Origin of the sequence: Hyphomicrobium sp. (genome assembly GCF_020852195.1) — a bacterium.
In the GTDB taxonomy this organism is placed as follows: Bacteria; Pseudomonadota; Alphaproteobacteria; order Rhizobiales; family Hyphomicrobiaceae; genus Hyphomicrobium_C.
In genome coordinates, this window is sequence record NZ_JADZBI010000249.1 from 1 (window position 1) to 20,772 (window position 20,772).

General features: G+C 65.7%; 22 protein-coding genes. 8 read left to right on the top strand and 14 right to left on the bottom strand.

All coding sequences use genetic code 11. From position 1 onward, the window contains the following. Positions 1 to 240: 240 nt before the first annotated feature. From IT540_RS20480 to rnk, 3 genes are all read right to left on the bottom strand, one after another. Entirely contained in the window at positions 241 to 1,620 is a 1,380-nt protein-coding gene (locus IT540_RS20480; RefSeq protein WP_291181731.1) for a hybrid sensor histidine kinase/response regulator, read from the bottom strand. Next, complete coding sequence (locus IT540_RS20485; protein ID WP_291181732.1) at positions 1,617 to 2,708, bottom strand: FIST N-terminal domain-containing protein; 1,092 nt, start codon at positions 2,706 to 2,708, stop codon at positions 1,617 to 1,619. Before IT540_RS20485 ends, IT540_RS20480 begins: the two co-directional genes overlap by 4 nt. Positions 2,709 to 2,930: 222 nt before the next feature. Continuing rightward, the gene (gene rnk / locus IT540_RS20490; RefSeq protein ID WP_291181733.1) at positions 2,931 to 3,350 is read right to left on the bottom strand and encodes a nucleoside diphosphate kinase regulator; all 420 of its coding nucleotides are present in this window, start codon (positions 3,348 to 3,350) and stop codon (positions 2,931 to 2,933) included. Positions 3,351 to 3,788: 438 nt separating this feature from the next. Between rnk and IT540_RS20495 the strand changes: the two genes are divergently transcribed. The 5 genes from IT540_RS20495 to ppk2 all read left to right on the top strand — a co-directional run bounded on the left by IT540_RS20495 (position 3,789) and on the right by ppk2 (position 8,248). After that, positions 3,789 to 5,330: a glycosyltransferase family 39 protein gene (locus IT540_RS20495; protein WP_291181734.1), complete on the top strand. Its 1,542-nt coding sequence runs from the start codon at positions 3,789 to 3,791 to the stop codon at positions 5,328 to 5,330. Between the two features lie 3 nt (positions 5,331 to 5,333). Continuing rightward, positions 5,334 to 6,128, top strand: coding sequence for a phosphatase PAP2 family protein (locus tag IT540_RS20500; RefSeq protein ID WP_291181735.1), 795 nt, complete (start codon positions 5,334 to 5,336; stop codon positions 6,126 to 6,128). Continuing rightward, the gene (locus tag IT540_RS20505; RefSeq protein WP_291181736.1) at positions 6,128 to 6,916 is read left to right on the top strand and encodes a glycosyltransferase family 2 protein; all 789 of its coding nucleotides are present in this window, start codon (positions 6,128 to 6,130) and stop codon (positions 6,914 to 6,916) included. The genes IT540_RS20500 and IT540_RS20505 overlap by 1 nt, the downstream gene beginning before the upstream one ends. Continuing rightward, positions 6,901 to 7,245 carry a lipid-A-disaccharide synthase N-terminal domain-containing protein gene (locus IT540_RS20510; protein ID WP_291181737.1) on the top strand — a complete coding sequence of 115 codons (345 nt, stop codon included), beginning with the start codon at positions 6,901 to 6,903 and terminating at the stop codon, positions 7,243 to 7,245. Before IT540_RS20505 ends, IT540_RS20510 begins: the two co-directional genes overlap by 16 nt. Before the next feature lie 103 nt (positions 7,246 to 7,348). Next, the gene (gene ppk2 / locus IT540_RS20515; RefSeq protein WP_291181738.1) at positions 7,349 to 8,248 is read left to right on the top strand and encodes a polyphosphate kinase 2; all 900 of its coding nucleotides are present in this window, start codon (positions 7,349 to 7,351) and stop codon (positions 8,246 to 8,248) included. A 25-nt stretch (positions 8,249 to 8,273) separates the two neighbouring features. Here the strand turns inward: ppk2 and mnhG are convergent, their stop codons facing one another. From mnhG to IT540_RS20550, 7 genes are read right to left on the bottom strand one after another with little or no spacing between them, the layout of a single operon-like run. Beyond that, positions 8,274 to 8,648, bottom strand: a complete 375-nt coding sequence (gene mnhG / locus IT540_RS20520; protein ID WP_291181739.1) for a monovalent cation/H(+) antiporter subunit G — start codon at positions 8,646 to 8,648, stop codon at positions 8,274 to 8,276. Next, entirely contained in the window at positions 8,645 to 8,929 is a 285-nt protein-coding gene (locus tag IT540_RS20525) for a K+/H+ antiporter subunit F (protein WP_291181740.1), read from the bottom strand. Before IT540_RS20525 ends, mnhG begins: the two co-directional genes overlap by 4 nt. After that, entirely contained in the window at positions 8,926 to 9,411 is a 486-nt protein-coding gene (locus IT540_RS20530) for a Na+/H+ antiporter subunit E (protein WP_291181741.1), read from the bottom strand. Before IT540_RS20530 ends, IT540_RS20525 begins: the two co-directional genes overlap by 4 nt. Further along, positions 9,408 to 11,036, bottom strand: coding sequence for a monovalent cation/H+ antiporter subunit D (locus tag IT540_RS20535; RefSeq protein ID WP_291181742.1), 1,629 nt, complete (start codon positions 11,034 to 11,036; stop codon positions 9,408 to 9,410). Before IT540_RS20535 ends, IT540_RS20530 begins: the two co-directional genes overlap by 4 nt. Beyond that, complete coding sequence (locus tag IT540_RS20540) at positions 11,033 to 11,377, bottom strand: Na+/H+ antiporter subunit C (protein WP_291181743.1); 345 nt, start codon at positions 11,375 to 11,377, stop codon at positions 11,033 to 11,035. The genes IT540_RS20535 and IT540_RS20540 overlap by 4 nt, the downstream gene beginning before the upstream one ends. Then, the gene (locus IT540_RS20545; RefSeq protein ID WP_291181744.1) at positions 11,377 to 14,277 is read right to left on the bottom strand and encodes a monovalent cation/H+ antiporter subunit A; all 2,901 of its coding nucleotides are present in this window, start codon (positions 14,275 to 14,277) and stop codon (positions 11,377 to 11,379) included. Before IT540_RS20545 ends, IT540_RS20540 begins: the two co-directional genes overlap by 1 nt. Before the next feature lie 33 nt (positions 14,278 to 14,310). Further along, entirely contained in the window at positions 14,311 to 15,177 is an 867-nt protein-coding gene (locus tag IT540_RS20550) for a universal stress protein (RefSeq protein WP_291181745.1), read from the bottom strand. A 459-nt stretch (positions 15,178 to 15,636) separates the two neighbouring features. Here IT540_RS20550 and IT540_RS20555 point away from each other — a divergent pair, with 459 nt between their 5' ends. Continuing rightward, positions 15,637 to 15,969: a DUF1428 family protein gene (locus IT540_RS20555; RefSeq protein ID WP_291181746.1), complete on the top strand. Its 333-nt coding sequence runs from the start codon at positions 15,637 to 15,639 to the stop codon at positions 15,967 to 15,969. Positions 15,970 to 15,985: 16 nt separating this feature from the next. Continuing rightward, positions 15,986 to 16,468, top strand: coding sequence for a VOC family protein (locus IT540_RS20560; RefSeq protein ID WP_291181747.1), 483 nt, complete (start codon positions 15,986 to 15,988; stop codon positions 16,466 to 16,468). 33 nt (positions 16,469 to 16,501) lie between these two features. Here IT540_RS20560 and IT540_RS20565 read toward each other — a convergent pair whose 3' ends face one another. The 4 genes from IT540_RS20565 to IT540_RS20580 are packed head-to-tail and all read right to left on the bottom strand — an operon-like array spanning position 16,502 to position 18,702. After that, positions 16,502 to 16,882 (bottom strand): carboxymuconolactone decarboxylase family protein, encoded by a 381-nt coding sequence (locus IT540_RS20565; RefSeq protein WP_291181748.1) that lies wholly within the window; start codon positions 16,880 to 16,882, stop codon positions 16,502 to 16,504. A gap of 52 nt (positions 16,883 to 16,934) precedes the next feature. After that, positions 16,935 to 17,708 (bottom strand): hypothetical protein, encoded by a 774-nt coding sequence (locus IT540_RS20570; protein WP_291181749.1) that lies wholly within the window; start codon positions 17,706 to 17,708, stop codon positions 16,935 to 16,937. A gap of 29 nt (positions 17,709 to 17,737) precedes the next feature. Beyond that, complete coding sequence (locus IT540_RS20575; protein WP_291181750.1) at positions 17,738 to 18,394, bottom strand: DUF3365 domain-containing protein; 657 nt, start codon at positions 18,392 to 18,394, stop codon at positions 17,738 to 17,740. Beyond that, complete coding sequence (locus IT540_RS20580) at positions 18,391 to 18,702, bottom strand: metalloregulator ArsR/SmtB family transcription factor (protein ID WP_291181751.1); 312 nt, start codon at positions 18,700 to 18,702, stop codon at positions 18,391 to 18,393. The genes IT540_RS20575 and IT540_RS20580 overlap by 4 nt, the downstream gene beginning before the upstream one ends. A gap of 1,138 nt (positions 18,703 to 19,840) precedes the next feature. Here IT540_RS20580 and nhaD point away from each other — a divergent pair. Continuing rightward, the coding region (gene nhaD, locus IT540_RS20585; protein ID WP_291181752.1) for a sodium:proton antiporter NhaD at positions 19,841 to 20,772 on the top strand (932 nt) is incomplete at its 3' end.

The window sequence follows — 20,772 nt, forward strand, 5'->3', positions numbered from 1 at the left end:
CGACTACGACTCGATCCTCGCCAACGCCGGCAAGGACCTCGACAAAAGCTGACGGGCCCGGCCTCACGCCCAGGCTGTCATCCCGGACGCCGCGCAGCGGCGATCCGGGACCCAGGGGCCGCGGATCGCTCGCTGTCCGCAATTCGCCCCTGGATCCCGGCGCTCCAATTCGCCGCTCTCGCGCCGAAGCTCCGGCCGGAATGACGACCTCGCCTTTTGCAGGATCGAGAGCCGTCCAGGTCACGCGACGAGATGGGTCAGAAGCGCCCGCAGCTCGGCGGGCTTCACCGGCTTGCGCAGAAGCTCGCAGCCCGCCGCCGCAACCTTGTCCGCAACCTCGCTCGAATGATCGGCGGTGATCACCACCGCGGGCGTCACCGCGCCACGCGCCTGCCGCAGCCGCGCCACCGCCGCGAGGCCCGATTCCCCATGGTCGAGATGGAAATCCGCCAGGATCACCAGCGGGCGGAAGCCCGGCTCGCTCGCCACCAGCGCCTCGACGTCGGCGGTGCTGGCGCAGAACCGCGTCTCGCACCCCCAGCGGTCGCGGAGTGCGCGCATCGCCTCGCGCACGGCCGCGTCGTGCTCGATCACCCCCACCTTCGTCTGAGCGAGCCCGTAGGCGCGCGCGGCGGCGGGACCGGCGCCCTTGGTCTCGACCCGAAGCACGACGCCCTCCTCCGCCCGCGGCACGTAGACCGAGAACCGCGTCCCCCGGCCGGGCCGCGAGCAAAGATCGATCCGATGCCCCAGCGCCTCGCCCATGCGCGCGATGATGGCGAGCCCGATGCCGAAGCCGCCCGCGTTCGACCGCTGTCCGGCCGCACCCCGGTGGAACTCCTCGAAAATGCGCGGCTCCTCCGAGGGCGCGATGCCCGGCCCCGTATCCCACACGTCGATGCGGATGAGCCCGCTCCGCGGCCGGCAGGCGAGCAGCACGCGCCCCTGCTCGGTGTACTGCACCGCATTGGCCAGCAGGTTCTGCAGCATGCGCCGCAGCATCAGGGGATCCGAGATGACGGCGGCCCGGTGCCCGCGCATCGTGAGCGCCAGACCCTTCTGGCGCGCGATGGGCGCGATGTCGGCCATCACCGCTTCGAGCAGCCCGCCGACGTCGATCGCCTGAAACGAGGGGCGCAGCGCGCCGGATTCGAGCTTGGAGAGATCGAGGATCGTGCGCAGAAGCTCCTGGATGGTCGAGAGCGCGTGGTCCACCTGCCCGACCAGCCGCTGGTGCTGGGGATCGTCGCGCAGCTCGCCGAGTGCCGAGAGCGACAGCCGCGCCGCGTGCAGCGGCTGCAGCAGATCGTGCCCCACCGCGGTGAAGAAGCCCGTCTTGAAGCGGTTGGCGCGCTCGGCGACGTCACGCGCCAGGATGAGCTGCTCGTTGGTCTTCTCGAGGCGGTCGAGCGCGGCCTTCAGCTCGTCGGTGCGCACCCGCACCTGCGCCTCGAGGCCGATCGCCGTCTGGAACATGGAGTAGGCGTTGGCCTGGTAGTCCATGCTGCGCTCGACGCGCTGCATCAGCGCCGCATTGATCTTGGCGAGCTTGGCGTTGCGCCGCTCCAGATCCTCGAGTGCGCTCTTCTCGGATGCGAGGCTCGCCGGATTGTCTCTCATCGCTGGATCTCGCGGCGCGGCCCGAACGCGACCCCCGTCAGCGTCTGGTTGAGATGCATGGCGTTGTGCTGCTCGCCGTAGGTGTGGAACCCGACCACGCGGAAGTTGCGGTAAAGATCCTCCATCTGCCGGCGCACCTGCCGGTTCTCGGCGTCGAGGCGGCGCAGCACGCAGTCGAATCCCACCACCAGATCGATGCCGCCCAGCGCATGCTCGATGTCCTGCAGCGTGCGCTCGGTGGAGCTCAGCATGTCCTTCGGACGCGCGACGGTGAACACCAGCCCCTCGTCGATGGCGCAGAAGAACGACAGGCTGCCGTCCGGGTTCATGTTGCGGATCGAACGGCAGTAGTAGTCGCCGCCCACTTTGACCACGAGCGGGTAGGACGCGAAGCTGAACGGACCGAGCTCATCCGGCAGCAGGCCGATCGCGGAAGCATACTCCCGCGCCGCCGGCTCGGCGTTGAGTTCCTGCACCATTCGGCCTTGGGTGTCCGCCGCCGTCACCACGAGCTTGATCTGTGTGGGCTCGAAGTTCGACGTCTTGAAGATGCGGAAGGGATAGTCGCTCTCCACCATCATCAGGATGGCGGAGCGGGTGAGCACCCGCCCGTCGTGGATGAGTGATGTCTGGCGAAAGGCGAGCCCGTCGCCGGCGGAGCCGCCCACGAGCTGCATATCGCCGAACGCCCAGTGCACGGCGGCAACCAGCGGCTCTTCGGCGTTGGAGAGGCCATCGACCAGCATCACCCCGAACACGCGCTCCGCGAGCTGTCCGCGCTCCCCAACGCGCATGCGCGCCTTGAGCTCCCGCACGATGCCGCTCGCCCGCTCGACACCGAACGCACCCACATCCTCGATGACGCCGGAGTGAATACGGAACCCCTGGCGCGGAAAGGCGATGAGAAGCACGCCCGTCTCCATCAGGCCGCCGGGTCCGATCCCGCCTGATGTCGAGCATCCGCTGACCGTGACGTCCTTAAAGGCATTGCCGAGCGCAGCCGCCAGCTCGGCCGGATCGTAGTCCACCGAGAAGAAGGCAATGATGTGCTGGAAGTCACCTGTGAGTGCCGCTCGGAGCTCGCTCACGGCACCGTCCACCGTCCGAGCCTGCGTGCTCGCAACGCCGATCCCACACGAGCCGGCGGAGCCCGAAATTCGCCCCACGCGTTTTCTCCCTTGAAAACCTCCTTGACGTGCAGGGCACGGCGGAAGCCTTTGTTATCGAACTATAACAGAGGCTGCCACAGCTTCGCCGGAGCGGCAATCGCTCTCGTGGTAAACGCGCGAAAAGGCGCGGCCGGCAGGGCGTCAGAGTTCGGTCGGCGGGGCCTCGACCGAGATCACGGTCAGCTTGTGGCGCCGCCCGTCGACGCCCGTGACAAGCATCGTCTGCCCGGGGGAAAGGCCGATCAGCGCCGCCCCGATGGGGGTCAGGACCGAGATCTTCCCTTCGTCGATGTTCGCCTCGCCCGGAAAGACGAGCTCGCCCTCGCGCCGCCCGCCGCCATCGATCTCGAACGCGATGCGCGAGTTCATGCGCACCACGGTCTCGGGCACGCGCGCATCCGGCACGATGTCGGCGCGCTCCATCTCCGCGAGCAGCACGCGCGCTACGTATGCCGACCGGCCCGTCAGCATGGCCGACGTGGCGAGCGTGGTCAGCCTGTGCTCCTCGCGCTCTCCGACAACGATGCGGGGCAGGGAGCCGGTGGGGGGATGATAGGCCATGGAAGACACTCCGTAGGACGGCGAGCGCACGCCCCCGACGCAGCGCGAGGCGCATACGGGCGGCGGAGCCGACAAAGATTGCGGATAGAGCACGCTGTCCGAACGGGGCGCGTGCCGAACTGGGGATTGTTTAGGGGAGGCGCCCCCGGCCTGGAGGACGCATACGGCAAACCAAGCCGGGGGCTAGAGGCCCGCGGCGTCCGACTCCGCGCAAGGGAGCTTCAGATGAAATGCGATCGTACCCATCATGCGCAAAACATGGGCAGAGCCGATCCGACTGTCAATGGGCACGCTCACTGAGGCGTGGCGCAAGCGCCGCAGACGTCGCGTTGTCATTCGCGTGTCGCCGATCCGTTGCTTCCCCGTCGTAGTCGGCTGCTAGCCACGACAGACGCGCGGGTGGACCACTACCGGCTTCGTGCGTCGGGGGACGCGGGGATGAATGTACAGCGAGAGTATGTGAGCGCGACAGGCGACCGGCACGACGGCTGGCCACAGCGCGGCGCGCAAAGCCTCGGCACCGGACAAGTCGCCCTATTCCTCGGTCTTCTCGCCGTGATCGCCGCCGTCCGGCTCGTTGCGCTGGCAGCGAACGGCACCGACCTCTACATGGACGAGGCCCAATACTGGGCATGGTCGTGCGAGCTGGCGCTCGGCTATTTCTCGAAGCCGCCGCTCATCGCCTGGATCATCGCCGGCACGACGAGCCTATGCGGCGACGGCGAGGCGTGCATCCGCCTGCCGTCCGTGGTCCTGCACCTCGCGACGGCCGGCCTCGTCTACGCGCTCGCGGTACGGCTCTATGCGCACGACGTGGCGGTCTGGGCCGGCCTCGGCTACGCCCTGCTGCCCGCCGTCTCGCTGTCGAGCGGCATCATCTCGACGGACGTTCCGCTTCTCGCGGCCTGGGCGCTGGCCCTCTATGCCTTCGCCGGCCTCCTCGCAGCCCCGACATTACGCGACACGGCCCTGCTGGCGCTGGCCCTGGGCTTCGGCCTCAACGCCAAGTACGCAATGGCCTACTTCATCCTCTGCGCGGCGATTTATTTCGTCGTCGCGCCAGAGCGCCGCGCGCGCCTCAAGCAGCCGCACCTGTGGCTGGCACTGGCCGGCGGACTCGCGCTCATTGCGCCGAACCTCATTTGGAACGCCACTAACGGGTTCGTCACCTTCGCTCACACCGCCGACAACGCGGGCTGGCGCGGCCTGCCGTTCCATCCCGACAAGGCCGCCGAGTTCCTGCTCGCCCAGTTCGGCGTCTTCGGCCCGATCCTGTTCGGCGCGCTGCTCGTCATCGTATGGCGCGCGGCACGACGTCCCGCCGACCTGTCATCCGCGGACAAGCTGCTGCTCGCCTTCTCCGTTCCGATTCTCGTCGCTGTGACGGCGCAGGGGCTGATCTCGCGCGCCCATGCCAATTGGGCGGCGCCGGCCTACGTAGCGGCGATCGTGCTCGTCACCGCGGTCATGATCCGCGACCGCGCTTGGGACTGGATGCGCGCCTCTATCGCGATTCACGTAGCGCTCGCCCTCCTCATCGCCGCAGCGACCTGGCAAGCCGGCCGCTTCGCGCTGCCCATTGTCGGCGATCCGTTTGCGCGCACGCTCGGCAACCGCGCGCTGGCGGACGCCGTGCGCAGCGAGCTGGCCGAGGCCGCGCGGAACGGACAGCCGATCAGCTCGGTGATGACCGACGACCGCGAGATCGCGGCCGCGCTCGCCTATTACGCACGCGACCTTGCCGTGCCGATCCTCTCCTGGCGCGAGAGCCCTGCCCCGCGCAGCTATTTCGAGATGACGCGTCCCTTCTCCGCGTCCGCGCCTACGCCGGCTCTGCTGGTCGGCGCACGCCCGGCGACGCCGTCCGTGACGCAGCGCTTCGCCGCCGTCACGTCCAAAGGCTCACGCGCGCTGCCCGCCGGCGAGCACGCCACACGGACCGTTCACTTCTCGCTGCTCGTCCAGTACCAGGAAAGGTGAGGCATGGCCGCCGTCGACCCCTTCGCACCGCAAGAGACGAGGTTCCGCCGCGAGTTCCTGATCGGGGCGGGCGTGCTCGCCATGCTGCTTGCCGCCGTACACGTCTCGAGCCCCGGCATCGACCTCGCCATCTCGAGCGCCGTCCGCGAGGTATGCCCCGTGCCGCAGGCGGCTCCGGGCGCGCCCTGGTGTCCGACCGCGGCGGTCAGCACCGCCCGCAAGGCCTTCATGGCCATCTTCCTGTTCGTCGCCTTCGCAACCCTGATCGTGAGCATCCGCGTCTTCCTCGCCGAACGCAGGTGGTTCGGGCTCGACCAGGCGCGCTGCCTGTTCATGATCGCGGTCCTCGTCATGGGACCCGGTGTCGTCGCCAATCTCGTCTTCAAGGACAATCTCGGCCGCGCCCGCCCGCGCGACGTCGTCGAGTTCGGTGGCACCAAGGCGTTCACGCCGCCGCTCATCCCGTCACGGGAATGCCCGCGCAACTGCTCGTTCATCAGCGGCGAAGCATCGTCCATGTTCGCAGCTTTCTTCGCGCTCGCGCTCCTGCTCCCCCAGTACCGGCTTGGCCTGCTCATCATCGGCCTCGCGGCGGGCACGCTCGCCGGCGCGGTGAGGATCATGCAGGGCGCGCATTTCCTAAGCGATGTCCTCTTCGCCGGCATCTTCATGGCATTCACGGTGAGCCTGCTCCACATCGCCTTCATCGGCCTCTGGCGCGATCCCAAGCGCACCTGGGGCGTGGTCGCGGCGCCCTTCACGCCCCTGATGCGCGTGGCCATCGAGAGGATGCGCTGATGGAACCGCTCTCGGTCGTCATCCCCACCTTCAACGAGGCCGGCAACATCGGCAACCTGATCCGCGAGACGGTCGCGTGCGTGCCGGGCGACGTGCTGCGCGAGATCGTGGTGGTGGACGACGCCAGCACCGACGCCACGGCCGCGGAGGTGCAGGCGCTGCTCGGAGCCGTCCCGCAGCTACGCTACGTCCGCCACGCGCACCGCGCCGGCCAGAGCGCGGCCGTTCGCAGCGGAGTGCACACCGCCACCGCGCCCCTGATCGCCACCATGGACGGCGATGGTCAGAACGACCCGCGCGATATTGCCGGACTCCTCGCCGCGCTCGACCGCGCCGGCCGCCCGGGCACTGCGCTTGCCGGCGGCATCCGCGTCGAGCGGCGGGCCGACTCGGCGAAACGCCTCGCGTCAAGGTTCGCCAACTGGCTGCGCATGCGCCTTCTCCACGATCACTGCCCGGACACGGGGTGCGGGATCAAGGTCTTCCGGCGGGACGTCTTCCTCGACCTTCCCTACTTCTCGGGCATGCACCGCTACCTGCCAGCGCTGATCCTCGCCTACGGACACGAGGCCGTCTATGCGCCCGTCAACGATCGTCCCCGCCGCGCCGGTGTCTCCAAATACACTAACCTGGGCCGCGGCCTCATCGGCATCTACGACCTCGTCGGTGTGCGCTGGCTGATCCGGCGCACGGTGCTGCCGGGCGTGCCAGCCGCCGAGCGCCAAACCGCATCCGATCTTCCCCAACTGTCATCGCGCGAGGAGCAACGCCAGTGCTTGCAAAACTGACCGCATGGTGGGCAGCCCTTTCGCCGGCCGAGGTGCTGTGGCTTTCCGTCGGCCTCACCGGGCAGGCGCTGTTCTCGGCTCGCTGGCTGGTGCAGTGGCTCGTCACGGAGAAGTCCCGCCGCTCCACCATGCCGGACACGTTCTGGTATCTGAGCCTGCTTGGCGGGCTCCTGGTGCTGGCCTACGGCCTGCATCGCCTGGACCCCGTGATCATCCTCGGCCAGTTCGGCGTCATGATTTATGCGCGCAACCTGTTCTTCATCCGCCGCGAGAAGCAGGCGAGCGCCCCAGACGCTGAAGCAGGCGCCTCCGTCGGCCGCTCGGCCTGAGCCGCATTGTCATCGACCTGTCACGGACCTCGCCGAAACATGCGGGGCCGGCACCTCGCCGGTCGGAACGGAATCCCCGAAACATCGTTTCCAAGGGCGCGCAATGGAAAAAGACGACACGGTGTCCGAGAAGGTCATGGCGGAATGGCTCGACAGCTTCGACGAGGAGCTCGAGCTGGAGCTTGATGACGAGCGCGCCGAAGCGGAGACCGGCACCAAAACCCTGAGCCGCAAACGCTATTTCGGGGAGCTCTTCCGGCTGCAGCGGGAGCTGGTGAAGCTGCAGGACTGGGTGATGCAGGAGAAGCTCAAGGTCGTCGTCGTCTTCGAGGGCCGCGACGCGGCCGGCAAGGGCGGCGTCATCAAGCGCATCACACAACGGCTGAACCCGCGCGTCTGCCGCGTCGCCGCGCTTCCGGCGCCGAGCGAGCGCGAGCGCACGCAATGGTACTTCCAGCGCTACGTGGCCCACCTGCCCGCCGGCGGCGAGATCGTGCTGTTCGACCGCAGTTGGTACAATCGCGCCGGAGTCGAGCGCGTCATGGGCTTCTGCACCGAGGACGACGTGGAGGAATTCTTCCGCTCGTGCCCCGAGTTCGAGCGCATGCTGGTACGTTCCGGCATCAAGCTCGTGAAGTACTGGTTCTCGATCACCGACGACGAGCAGAACTTCCGCTTCACCATGCGCATCCAGGATCCACTGAAGCAGTGGAAGCTCTCGCCCATGGACCTCGAGTCCCGCCGCCGCTGGGAGGCCTACACCAAGGCCAAGGAAGCCATGCTCGAGCGCACGCACATTCCCGAGGCGCCGTGGTGGATCGTCGAGGCGGACGACAAAAAGAGCGCGCGCCTGAACTGCATCAGCCACCTTCTGGCGCAGGTCCCCTACCGCGAGGTCGACCGCGCCGGCATCGTGCTGCCGGAGAGGGTCCACAATCCCGACTACATCCGCGGTCCCGTGCCGCCCGAGATGTATGTCCCGGACCTCTACGGCGAGACCTGAAGCACGGCAGCCTCTTGAGCTGAGCCTACTCCTGCTCTTTCGTATCCGGCCCCAAGCGCGGCTGCATCGGCACATGACCATTGCCCTCGTCCCAGTCGCGATGCAGCGCAGCGCTGACCAGCAGCATCAGCGTCACCGGGGTGGTAATGGTCACGAAGATCGCGATCAGCACCTCGTGCAGCACGGGGCGCGACTGCAGCACCGTGAAATAGAGGATCGAGGCAAGCAGGACGCAGCCGACGCCGAGCGTGGTCCCAAGCGTCGGCGCATGCACGCGCGCATAGAAATTCTTGAGCCGGAGTAGCCCTACGGTCCCGATCAGCGTGAGCCCGGCGCCCAGCAGCACGAGCACGGAGGTCAGGATCGCCACCCAGTCGGGCAGATCGGCAGGCACTGTCATTCGATGGTCTCCCCGCGCATGAGGAACTTGGCCAGCGCCGCCGTGCCGACGAAGCCGAGCAACGAGATCACCAGCGCCGCCTCGAAATAGACCGTGTCGCCGGTCTCGATGCCGAAGGTGAGGATGAGGATCATCCCCGAGACGTAGAAGGCATCGAGCGCGAGCACACGGTCCTGTGCCCTAGGCCCCCACAGCACGCGGTAGGCCGCGCACGCCATGGCCAGCACGAGAAGGAACTCGGCAATGGCCACCGACCACACAAGGATCGCCTGCGCGCTCATTCGAAAATCTCCCTCAGCAGCCGCTCGTAGCGGTTCTTGATCAGGTCGGTCCACGCCGCTTCGTCGATGAGATCGAGGACATGGATCAGAAGCACGCCCTTGGCGCTGTCGAAGTTGACCCACACCGTGCCGGGCGTCGAGGTGATGATGCAGGCCAGGATCGCGAGTCCGTAGTGATCGCGCAGGTCGAGCGGGATCGTCATGAAGCCCGACTGCGCCTTGCGGCCCGGCGTAAGCACGATACGCGTCACCGCGATATTGGAGCGGATGATGTCCACGAGCACGATGAAGGCGAGCTTGACGATGGAGAGCGGCCGGTGGATCCGCCCGCTCGGGATCTGCAGCGTCGAGATCGCGAGCCCGCCCGCGACGCCGATGATGGAGCCGAGGACGATATGCCCCGGCGAGAGCGATTGGTTGAGCAGCAGCCACATGCCGAGCAGGAACGCCGAGAGGATCGGATAGGGCATCCAGCGCGTCATGAGCCGCCCTCCGCCTCGGTCCGCTCCACGCGGGGCGCCGTAAGGACACTCTTCATGTAGGCTTGCGGCGAATAAAGCCCCTCCGCCGTAGCCTGCAGATAGCGCGCCGCCGACCCGGCCTTGGCCGTGAGTGCGACGCAAAGAGAGAGCAGGACGACGATCGGCAGCATCTCAAGAAAGCGCACCGTCGGCACCATGCTTTCGATCGGCACCCAGAAGACGCGGATGCCGGTCCGCATCATGGCCACCATCACCGCGAGACCCGACAGCAGCAGGAGTGCGAGCAAAGTCCAGGTCGTAGCGTCCGGAGCCGCGTCCGCCGCCGTGGACCCGAGCATCGCATCCATCATGAGGAACTTGGCGATGAACCCGGCGAGCGGAGGCATGCCCGCCAGCAGAAGCGCGCAGGCCGCGAACCCAACTCCCAGCATCGCCATCGTCGCCGGGATGGCGATGCCGACCGGCTCCACCTCCTCCTCGTCCTCGTCATCGCCGAGCGCCTCCGCGGTGACGGCAAGCACGTCCGCGCCCGCGATCCGGCCGCGCTCGATCAGCTCGATCAGGAGGAAGAAGGCGCTGATCGCTAGCGTGGAGATGACGAGATAGAAGAGCGCACCGCCGGTGACCGTGGCGTTGCCGACGGCAACCACCGCCAGCAGCGTCCCCGACGACACGAGAACGTTGAATGACGCGAGCCGCGCGAGGTCCTGCGAGGCGAGCAGACCGAGCGCGCCGAAGACGACGGTGGCGATGCCGCCAACGAGCAGCCAGTCGCCGGCGAAATACGCAGACGCGCCGGCCTCTGCACCGAACAGCAGCGGCCACAGGCGCACGATCACGTAGATGCCGACCTTGGTCATGATCGAGAACATGGCCGCCACCGGTGGGGCCACGACGGAATAAGTGCCGGGCAGCCAGAAGCACAGCGGCCACATGCCGGCCTTGACCAGGAAGGCGATGCCGAGAATGGCGGCGCCGGCCTCGAGCAGCATGCGCTCGCTGTCGGCCACCGTCGGGATGCGCGCCGCGAGATCCGCCATGTTCAGCGTGCCGGTCGCCCCGTAGATCAGGCTGACGCCGATCAGGAACAGCGCCGACGCCGCCAGATTGACCGCGATGTAGTGCAGACTGGCCTTGACGCGCAGCACGCCGGAGCCGTGCAGAACAAGGCCGTAGGACGCAGCCAGCAGCACCTCGAAGAACACGAACAGGTTGAAGAGGTCGCCCGTAAGAAAGACGCCGTTGAGGCCCGCGAGTTGAAACTGCAGCAGCGAATGGAAATGCGATCCCGCGCTCTGCCAGCGGGCAATCGAGAAGACGAGCGCAGCGAGCACGACGATGCTCGCCAAGGTAATCATGAGCGCCGATAGCCTGTCCGCCACCAGCACGATGCCGAACGGCGCCGGCCAATTGCCCAGGAGATAAACGGCGCCTCCGGCGCCCGGCGCCTGGGCGTCCGCAAAGCTCAGAAGCGCGAGCGCGATCCCGAGCGTGCCCAAGGTCGAAACGACCGCGATCACGGCCTTGAGAGGCCTGCGCCGCTCGTCCAACGGCACCATCAGCGCCGCCGTGGCGAGCGGCAGCAGGATGGGAAGGATGACCAGATGCTCGAATGCAAGGCTCACGAGCCGGACCCCCGTCCATCGACATGGTCATTGCGCGAGAGGCCGCGTGCCGCGAGCAGCACCACCAGCAGGAGCGCGGTCATCGCGAACGTGATGACGATCGCGGTAAGCACCAGCGCCTGTGGAACCGGATCGGTGAAGCGCGCGAGATCGCCCGGAACGTTCGACTTGAGAATCGGCGGCGCCCCCGTCTGCACGCGGCCCATGGCGAAGATGAACAGGTTCACCGCATACGACAGCAACGACAGCCCGATCAGCACCTGATAGGTGCGCGAGCGCAGCAACAGCCATACGCCGGAGCTGGCCAGCGCGCCGATGCTGAGCGCAAGAATGATCTCCATCACCCGGCTCCTTCCGTTGCGCCGACGGCGGATTTCGGCTTGCGATGCGTGCGGATGGACTGGTGCGCGAGCGCGATCAGGATCAGCACCGTGGCGCCGAGCACGATGGCGAGCACGCCGAGGTCGAACAGGAGCACGCTCGAGAGGTGCACGTCACCGATAAGCGGCAGGTGTAGGTCGAACGCCTGCGACGTGAGGAAGGGGTATCCCGCAGCCCAGGCTCCGACGCCCGCGGTGAGCGCAAAGAGGAAGCCAACCGCCATCCATCTGAGCGGGAAGACGCGGATGCGATCCTCCACCCACACCGCACCGGCAGCCATGTACTGGAGGATGATGGCGACGGCCAAGGTAAGGCCGGCGACGAAGCCGCCGCCCGGATAGTCATGGCCGCGCAGGAACAGGTAGATGCCGATGGTCCCGATGACCGGGAACAGGAGGCGCATGATGACGGAGGGGATCAGGAGATAGTCGGCGATGGTTTCCCCAGGCTGCCGGTCCGGATGGTCGATGTCGAAGGCTTCCTGCACGCGTTTCTGCTCGGGAACGGGGATGCTCTCCAGAGCCGGGCGGAAGCGCCTCAGCAGCGCGAACACGGAAAGCGCGACGATGCAGAGCACCGTGATCTCGCCCAGCGTGTCGAAGCCGCGGAAATCGACCAGGATGACGTTCACGACGTTGTGGCCACCGCCCTCCGTATAGGCCCGCTCCAGGAAATGCTGCGCGATCCCATCAGGCGGTGGCGGCCGCGTCATCACCGCGAAGGCAACCAGGGCAAGCCCGGCGCCGACGACCAGCGCGATCGAGAAATCAACGTAGCGCCGCATCAGCATCGACGAATCGGTCTTGAGCAAGCCTTCGTCCAGGCGCTTGGGCAGCCACCGCAGCCCGAGCAGGATGAGCACCATCGTCACCACCTCGACCAGGAGCTGCGTGAGGGCAAGGTCGGGCGCGGACAGATAGATGAATGTGATGCACGTGGCGAGCCCCGCGCCGCTCATCAGGATGAGCGCGGCCAGGCGGTGGAACTTGGCCTGATGCGCCGTGGCCAGCGCGCAGAGGATGCCGATGATCCAGACCAGGGCGAAGGCGACATCGATGCGCGTGAGATTGAGGGTATCGGGCCATAGACTCTGCCCCGCGAGCGGCAACAGCCCGGCGATGAACGCCACGCACACCAGCACGCGCAACTGGGGCTGAAGCCGGCGCGTTCCGACCACGCCCAGGAGCGCACGCGCGCCCGCGCCGACCCTGTCGCCGAGCGTCTGCTCGGCCTTCGCGCGCCGCGGCCGGCTGATGCTGTCGAGGCCATAGGTGCGCAGCAGCGCGTAGACCACAACGCCGCCGATCAGCGCAAGCACGCTCATGACGAACGGCAGCGTGAAACCATGCCAGATGGCGAGGTCGAACTTCGGCGCACCGGGTCCGAGCACGGACGCAACGGCGACATTGAGGAACGGCCCGATCGTGATGTTCGGCACGATGCCGACCACGAGACAGACCACGACGAGCAGCTCGATGGGAAAACGCATCCAGTGCGGCGGCTCCTTGGGCGTGCGCGTGAGCTTGGTCGGCGGAGGCCCGAAGAACACGTCACGGATGAAGCGCAGCGAGTAGGCCACGCTGAACATGGCGGCGAGCGTCGCAATATAGGGAAGCGCCGCGTCCACTAGCGATCCATCGTGCGTGGCAATGGTCTCGGCGAAGAACATCTCCTTGGAGAGAAAGCCGTTGAGCAGCGGCACGCCGGCCATCGCCGCCGCGGCCACCATGGCCAGCGTGGCCGTCACCGGCATGAACTGGTAGAGCCCGCTCAATCGGCGGATGTCGCGCGTGCCCGTCTCATGGTCGATGATGCCGGCAGCCATGAACAGCGACGCCTTGAAGGTGGCGTGGTTCATCAGGTGGAAGATGGCGGCGACGGTGGCGAGCTGCGTATCCAATCCCAGCAGAAGCGTGATCAGCCCCAGGTGGCTGATGGTCGAATAGGCGAGCACGCCCTTGAGGTCGTTCTGGAACATGGCGAAGAACGCGGCGGTGACGAATGTCACCAGGCCCGCCGATCCGACGATCCAGAGCCAATAGTCCGTTCCCGCCATCGCCGGCCACATCCGCACCAGCAGGAACACGCCGAGTTTCACCATGGTCGCCGAATGCAGGTAGGCCGACACCGGCGTTGGCGCCACCATGGCGCGCGGGAGCCAGAAATGAAACGGGATCTGCGCGCTCTTGGTCAGCGCGCCGATGACAACGAGGATCAGGGCCGGAAGATAGAGCGCATGCGCGCGGATGACGTCGCCGGCGGCGAGCACGCGGTCGAGATCGTAGCTGCCGACGATGTGGCCGAGCACGAGCACGCCCGCGAACAGACAGAGTCCCCCCGACGCCGTGACGGTGAGCGCGATGCGCGCGCCGGCCCGCGCGCCGGCGTCGTGCTGCCAGTAGCCGATGAGCAGGAACGACAGGAAGCTCGTGAGCTCCCAGAAGAAGACGAGCTGGATCAGGTTGCCCGACAGCACCACGCCGAGCATCGATCCCATGAACGCGAGCAGGTACGAGAAGAAGCGCGGAACCGGGTCCTCGGGCGACATGTAGTAGCGCGCATAGAGGAACACCAGGAAGCCGACCCCGGTGATGAGCAGCGCCATCACCCACGCAAAGCCGTCGAGCCTGAGAACGAAGGAAAGCCCCGCCGACGGCACCCATTCGATTTCCGAGCGGACGATCTTCCCGTCGACGATCGCGGGATAGGCAAGCGAAAAAGCGAGAGCGAGCGAGAGGGCGATGGCGCCGGCCAGCCAGGCTTCTGCGTTGCGGGCATTGGTGGGGAGCAAGGAGGCGACGAGACTGCCGAGAAACGGAACCACGATCGCGGCAAGGAGGAGCGTCTCGTTCGATGGCATCTACGGTTGAAACCTTGTTCCGGTAGCTGACGATCAGCCGTGCGCGGCGGCTCTCGGTACGGCGAGAATATCGATTTCCAACGCGCGGAGAACCTGCTCCGCGACGCTTCCCAAAAGAATTTTAGCCGCACCGGAGCGCCCGTGCGTCCCGACCACGAGTAGCTCGGGACTGAGCGCCTGGACCGCCTCGGAGATGGCCGACGGTGCCTCGCCTTCGACAACGTGAGGCGTCCATGGCCCCGGATCGAATGGCAGCGACGCGATGAAGGCATCGAGCTCCGCGAGCGACCGCTGCCTCTCCTCCTCGACATAGGCATCGATCTTGTCCTTCGGCACGTCGGCGAGCAGCATTTTCGGCTTCGCCATCGCCTCGTATGCATGCATGATCGTGACCCGCGACGCTGCGAGAAACCCGAGCGCATGCGCAGCCCGCAACGCCGCCGCCGACGCGTCGGAGAGATCAGCGGCGACGAGAACGTTGGCATACGGACGCAATGCCTGCGTATTCACCATCAGCACCGGCCAAGTGCCGCAGCGGATCACGCGCTCGATGGTCGTTCCGACGAATATGTCCCGCAGGAGTTGCTTGCGGTGCGTGCCCATTACGATCAAATCGGCTGATATCGCGCCTGCCGCGCGCAGGATTGCGTCGTGAGCGGCACCGGTCGCGACGATGGTGCGGCATTCAACACCCCGCAGCTCAGGAATTGACGCCACCTGCTCGTCGAGGATCTTGCGCGCCTCCGCCTGCTCGAGCTCGACCAGACGCTCCGGCCGATCCTCATCGACGATGTGCAGCAGCGTCAGCGCCGCGCCGGCTTGCCGCGCGATCAGGCCCGCGCGCCGCACCGCCCGTTGCGATCGGGTGGAGAAATCGGTCGCGGCCAGAACGCCCTTCATGTCTCCGTCTCCTTGGTGGAAATCCCGAAGGGGCTTCCGTAGCGGCTGAAGGTCCCGGGAAAATACGCTCGTCCATACCAGCCTCTCCGGCTCGGAGAGAGGGCACAGCGCACGGCTGGTAACGCCATGCCGACACACCGGGCTGGATGTGCGCTTATGCGCGACGTAGGCGCAAATTGGGGATCGGTCTGAAGCGTCGAACGCTCATTTGATCAGGGTATGGCCTGACGATCAAAAGTCAACCGCGGCAAGTGCGCTGCAAGAGCGCGGCGTCCTGCATTTGCCCGATTTCCGATCAACGGGCTTCGGCGAACACGTCTCCGGAGAAAATATTCTTGAGGCACGTGTCGGCTCCGGGCCGCACCGTTCGTCCTCGGGAAAAGCCGCGGAGACGAAGCGAGACAGCATCCGCAGCCTCTTGGCGTGGATTGTGCCAGCATCACGAAAGGGAGAACGACCATGGCCTATGTGGAAGGATTTGTCGCGGCGGTGCCGGAGTCCAACAAGACGGCCTACCGCAGGCATGCTGCCAAGGCGGCACCTCTGTTCAAGGAGTTCGGCGCCACCCGCGTCGTGGAATGCTGGGGCGACGATATCCCCGACGGCAAGCTCACAGACTTCCGCGGCGCGGTGAAGGCCAGGAAAGGCGAGGTCGTGGTCTTCAGTTGGATCGAGTACGCCGCGAACAAGAAGATCATGTCCGACCCGCGCATGAAAAAGATGGGCGCCACCATGCCCTTCGATGGCAAGCGCATGATCTTCGGCGGCTTCATGGCCATTCTCGACGTCTGAGAGACAGGGAGACACCATGGCAAAGGTCAAGCAGCATCTCTGGTTCGAGAAGGACATAGAGGCAGCCGTAAGCTTCTACGTCTCCGTCGTTCCCGGCTCATCACTGGATTGGATCTCGCCCCTTCCCGCCGACTCGCCGAGCGGCCCGGCCGGCAGCGTGAAGATCGCCGCATTCACGCTCGGCGATCAGCGCTATATGGCGATCGAAGCAGGCCCCCTCGATCCGTTCAATCACAGCTTCTCGATCATCCTCGAATGCGACGATCAGGCCGAGATCGATCGGGCGTGGGAGGCGCTGAAGGAAAGCGGCACGGTGGAGCAATGCGGCTGGCTGCGTGACCGTTGGGGCTTGTGCTGGCAGATCACGCCCAAACGGCTCGGCGAGCTGATGAGCGATCCGGACCCTGCCAAGGTGAAGCGCGTCGCCGACGCAATGCTGAAGATGGTCAAGTTCGACATCGCGGGGCTCGAAGCCGCCGCAAGCGACGAGATATCCTGACCGCGGACGCCTGTCATCCCATCACGCCCCGTTTCAAGAGGAAGCCGCCGCAGCCTGATCGCGCGGCTTTCTGCCGTCGTCGAATTGCTTGTAGGCCTCGAGGGCATGCGCCGCGTACATGACCGAAGGTCCCGCTCCCATGTAGATGGCCATGCCGAGCGTCTCCAGGACCTCCTCCCGACTGGCACCCTGATCGACCGCAGCCTTCGCGTGGAACGCGATGCAGTCGTCACAGCGGACGGCAACGCCGATCGCCAGCGCGATCAGCTCCTTGGTCTTCGTGTCAAGGGCATCGGTCCGCAACGCCGCCTGGGCCAGGCCCGAGAAGGCCTTCATCACGTCCGGCGCACCACCGCGCATCTCGCGCAGCGTCGCGCTCAGGCTTTTCGTCAAGGCCGGCCAGTCTGTCGTCATGCCTGTCTCCGTATTGCTCATGCTCGGCCGCGCCCGGAGGCGCGCCCACCTGTTATTTTTTGTCGACGATGAAGGTCGTCCGGTCGACGCCGGTGTTGCCGTTGGCCGGGTCGTGGGCATAGACGAGGACGTCGTAGAACCCCGGCTCGTCGGCCGATACCGAGGCTGCAAACTGGCTCGTCTCGCCGGCGTACTTCAGCGGCACGCGCGCGACCGCCTTGCCGTTGCGACTCACGATGGCTTGAACTTCGTATTTGTCGGCATCCCAAAGGCCCTTGGGCTCGATGGGGCAGCCGCACATCATGACGACGTTGGCGCGCACATCGACCTTCGCCGCGCCCTCGAACCTGACATGCGCCGGCGGCGCAAGGACGTCGACGGCAAAGCCCGGCATCTCGAGCACCCATCCATCGCCGCCCGACACGCCAAGCCCCGGAACGACCCACTGGCTCGAAACGACGCGCTGCGCGGCCTGCCGTTGCCCGAGCGGGCCGTAGGCCTCCGCCTCGATGAGGCGCGGCGCGTCGAGATCGAGCGTGACCTGGAACTTGGCAGCCGAATTGTCCGACATCACGACCCTGCGCCCGGCAGCCTCATGCATGAGACGCTTCGTGTCGCCCGTGCCGCCTTCCGTCAGGCCCGAGGCCAGAACCTCGCCGGTCTCGGCATCGCGCAGCGTAATGCGCATGCCCCCCATGCTGGTGCCGATGAACTTGGCGTCCTTGCTCAAGACACGGACGGTGATGTCCGTAGGCTCCGCGGCTGCCGATGAAGCCACGGCGGCAAGGCCAACGGCAACGAGCGTGCGGATATGACGAGTACGCATCTTGATCTCCGATCCTCGTTTGAACAGGCTCAACGGATCTTGCGGGTGACGGTGAAGGCGCCTCGGAGCTCGCCTGCCCTGAAGCCCGTCGCCTGGTCTTCGGGATAGAGCCTCTGGATCTCGGCCTTCAGCCCAGGCTCGATCTGTGTGCCGTGGCAGGCAAGGCACGGCTCGGCAGCCGTCGGAATTGCCTTCAGATATCGAAAAACCGTCTCACCGTTCTCGACGATCACTTCGGCGCGCTCGAGCGTCGCCGGGTCGGTGCCCGACTCGATCTTTTGCACGAAATCATCGAGCGTCTTGCGCTCGAACGCATCCGGCGCGTTGGCCGGGTTGCGCACTTTGAGAGCCGTGCGCCCGACCGTGAGGCCATGCGTCTCAGACGCCTCCTTTGCGATCACCGGCGCAACCGTGCGGCAGACGCCGACGGCAGACCGTGGCCCGCCCGCCTGGATCGCCGCCACGAGCTGGGCCTTGAGCGTCTCGCCGAGATCCTTGGTGGCTGCGCGCGCAGCCGCAACGTCGGATTCCGACGGCTCGCCGGCATGTGCGAGCGGCGACAGCGCACAAGCTGCGAGCACAACAAGGAAAGCTGCCGACGATATCCCTGCGGCACGCCGCGGCTCGCCCACAGCCGCGAGGCTATCCATGCATGAGAAGACCCGAGCGGCGCGGTCGATCGTCATTTCGCGTTCCTCCGGTTCTTGGACCTGGCAGGCACGCAGAACAGTTCGTGCAACACGCCGATGAGGCGGGCGATACGGGCATCCGCGAGCCTGTAGTAGATCGTTTGCGCGTAGCGACGCGTCGCTACGAAGCCACCCTCCCTGAGCTTGGCAAGGTGCTGCGAAAGCGCCGACTGGCTGAGCGGCACCACGGCCTCCAGCGCCGAAACCGACCGCTCGCCGTTGTGCAGCTCGCAAAGGATCATCAGGCGATGCCGGTTGGCGAGCGCCTTCAGAAGCTCCGCGGCCTCCTCGCTGTTGGCTTCCATCTCCTTAATATTCATATTTTCTAATTTAGATATATCTAATATAGATGTCAAGCGCGAGCATCTGAAAGCAGGTCTGGCTCAGACCCTCCGCATTGGCATTGAGGCAATCGATAAGTCGAAGCTGATTGCGGGCGCGCCGCGCAGCCCCCCCCGGAGCGGCCGTAAACCGTGGCGCCGGCTTGACGAGCGTTGAAAAAAGAAGCCCCGTGCGACCGCACGGGGCTCTTTCATGCAGGGTGGCGCCGGCCGCATAACTCGGAAACGGGCAGGAGCCGGTAAATCCTAAACCCGCTGGGCATGTTCCGACGCCATCGCAAGAGATCATGCACTATCGATACGCGGAGAAGAACGTCTAGAACCGTCTAATTTATCCATAGCTGCCGGACCAGGTCGGACGTGCCGTATTCATTCTCACTCTACCCGGTTGGCGAATTGCTCCGGCTTGGCGGGTCACCTGGCATTCCAGGACGGCGTACGGTTCAAGCTGTGCATCACACGAAAGTACGCGGAGCGCACCCAGCGGATTCGCTATAGCGGCGCGGAGGTCGCAACACAGATTGGGTGCACATTAATGAGCTTAGAGCGCTCGTTGCTCGCGAACGGCAGGAATCCACGAAACTAGATAAGTGATCGTTTCTGATTTGGACGCAATCAACACTCTCAGAGCCTCGTTGCGGTAAAGGCGGCAAAGATCAGCACAATGCTCCGCTTACTGTTTAAGATTTGGAGCGAACGTCCGGACTTGCACCACGCATTGCGACGTTGGACCACTTCGAATTGGCACCTTAGCAGCCAGCCCATTCGCGCGTGCAGCACCGAACTGGGCATTACCCCGAAACGCCTTCCGACATCATCGGCGCGGAGGCTGAGCAGGTTCCGACCTGCAAGCCGGGACGGAGCTGAAAATCTCATCGAGCTCTGCGCTGCCCTCCATGTCGGAGTGAACTTTCTACGATCGAGTACGTGCCGCCGCGTCGATGCAGCTTGATCGGTCAAAGTAACTTTGCCTATTCTCACTTCTTAGTGCGTATTGCTGCATACGGCTTTCTGGGGTTCTCCCGACAATCGATCCATACCACCGCCCGGTGCGCGCTCCGCGGTTTGGTGGTGTACGCTATTGCATGAACGAGGTGATGGGATGAAGCGCGCTACCAGTAAGTCGTGGCTCCTGGCGGCCTTCGCTTTGTTCCCTGTGCTCGTTACCCCGGCTCATGCGGAACCCGCCTCGCGCATCGACTTGACGCAACATCCCGTCGGTTATCTGGCGCTCCTGATCTTCTTCATCGCCTACGGATTCGTGGTCGTCGAGAAAGCCATCCAACTGCACAAGTCGAAGCCCGTCATGCTCGCCGCTGGCCTCATCTGGGCGCTGCTCGGCTTTGCCTACGCCATGCATGGCGAGAGCACCGCGCTCGAAGCCGCCGCCAAGCATGTGATCCTCGACTACGGCGAGTTGATGCTGTTCCTGGTGGTGGCCATCACATACGTGAACACGATGCAGGAGCGGCGGGTCTTCGATTCTCTGAGGACCAAGCTCGTGAGCATGGGGCTGTCCTACCGGCAGCTTTTCTGGATGGTCGGGGGGCTGGCGTTCATTTTTGGCCCCATCATCGACAATCTAACCACGGCGCTCGTGATGGGCGCCGTGGTGGTGGCCGTCGGAGTTGGAAACTACCGGTTCATCGTGCTGGGCTGCATCGTCATCGTAGTGGCCGCCAATGCGGGCGGCGTCTTCTCGCCGTTCGGAGACATCACCTCGCTGATGGTGTGGCAGAAGGGGAAGTTGAGCTTTTTTGAGTTCTTCCATCTCTTCCTCCCATCGTTGGTGAACTTCCTCGTCCCGGCGACCTTCATGCATTTCCGCGTTCCGAAAGGGACACCGGAATCGGGAGGCGAGGTCAAGAAGCTCAAGCCCGGCGGCGCCGTAGTGATCTGGCTGTTCGCGGCCACCCTTGCGACCGCCGTCTCGTTCAAGAGCTTCTTCAACCTGCCGCCGGCGCTCGGCATGATGCTGGGCCTCGGATACCTGCAGATGTACGCCTACATCCTGCAGCACATCGGTCGCCGCCG

Coding starts and splice junctions, on each gene's coding strand:
- IT540_RS20555 (WP_291181746.1), top strand. CDS start 15,637: ATGGCCTATGTGGAAGGATTTGTCGCGGCGGTGCCGGAGTCCAACAAG.
- IT540_RS20530 (WP_291181741.1), bottom strand. CDS start 9,411: ATGACGCGCTGGATGCCCTATCCGATCCTCTCGGCGTTCCTGCTCGGC.
- IT540_RS20570 (WP_291181749.1), bottom strand. CDS start 17,708: ATGCGTACTCGTCATATCCGCACGCTCGTTGCCGTTGGCCTTGCCGCC.
- IT540_RS20575 (WP_291181750.1), bottom strand. CDS start 18,394: ATGACGATCGACCGCGCCGCTCGGGTCTTCTCATGCATGGATAGCCTC.
- IT540_RS20495 (WP_291181734.1), top strand. CDS start 3,789: ATGAATGTACAGCGAGAGTATGTGAGCGCGACAGGCGACCGGCACGAC.
- IT540_RS20565 (WP_291181748.1), bottom strand. CDS start 16,882: ATGACGACAGACTGGCCGGCCTTGACGAAAAGCCTGAGCGCGACGCTG.
- IT540_RS20505 (WP_291181736.1), top strand. CDS start 6,128: ATGGAACCGCTCTCGGTCGTCATCCCCACCTTCAACGAGGCCGGCAAC.
- ppk2 (WP_291181738.1), top strand. CDS start 7,349: ATGGAAAAAGACGACACGGTGTCCGAGAAGGTCATGGCGGAATGGCTC.
- IT540_RS20540 (WP_291181743.1), bottom strand. CDS start 11,377: ATGGAGATCATTCTTGCGCTCAGCATCGGCGCGCTGGCCAGCTCCGGC.
- mnhG (WP_291181739.1), bottom strand. CDS start 8,648: ATGACAGTGCCTGCCGATCTGCCCGACTGGGTGGCGATCCTGACCTCC.
- IT540_RS20500 (WP_291181735.1), top strand. CDS start 5,334: ATGGCCGCCGTCGACCCCTTCGCACCGCAAGAGACGAGGTTCCGCCGC.
- rnk (WP_291181733.1), bottom strand. CDS start 3,350: ATGGCCTATCATCCCCCCACCGGCTCCCTGCCCCGCATCGTTGTCGGA.
- IT540_RS20525 (WP_291181740.1), bottom strand. CDS start 8,929: ATGAGCGCGCAGGCGATCCTTGTGTGGTCGGTGGCCATTGCCGAGTTC.
- IT540_RS20560 (WP_291181747.1), top strand. CDS start 15,986: ATGGCAAAGGTCAAGCAGCATCTCTGGTTCGAGAAGGACATAGAGGCA.
- IT540_RS20550 (WP_291181745.1), bottom strand. CDS start 15,177: ATGAAGGGCGTTCTGGCCGCGACCGATTTCTCCACCCGATCGCAACGG.
- IT540_RS20580 (WP_291181751.1), bottom strand. CDS start 18,702: ATGGAAGCCAACAGCGAGGAGGCCGCGGAGCTTCTGAAGGCGCTCGCC.
- IT540_RS20545 (WP_291181744.1), bottom strand. CDS start 14,277: ATGCCATCGAACGAGACGCTCCTCCTTGCCGCGATCGTGGTTCCGTTT.
- IT540_RS20480 (WP_291181731.1), bottom strand. CDS start 1,620: ATGAGAGACAATCCGGCGAGCCTCGCATCCGAGAAGAGCGCACTCGAG.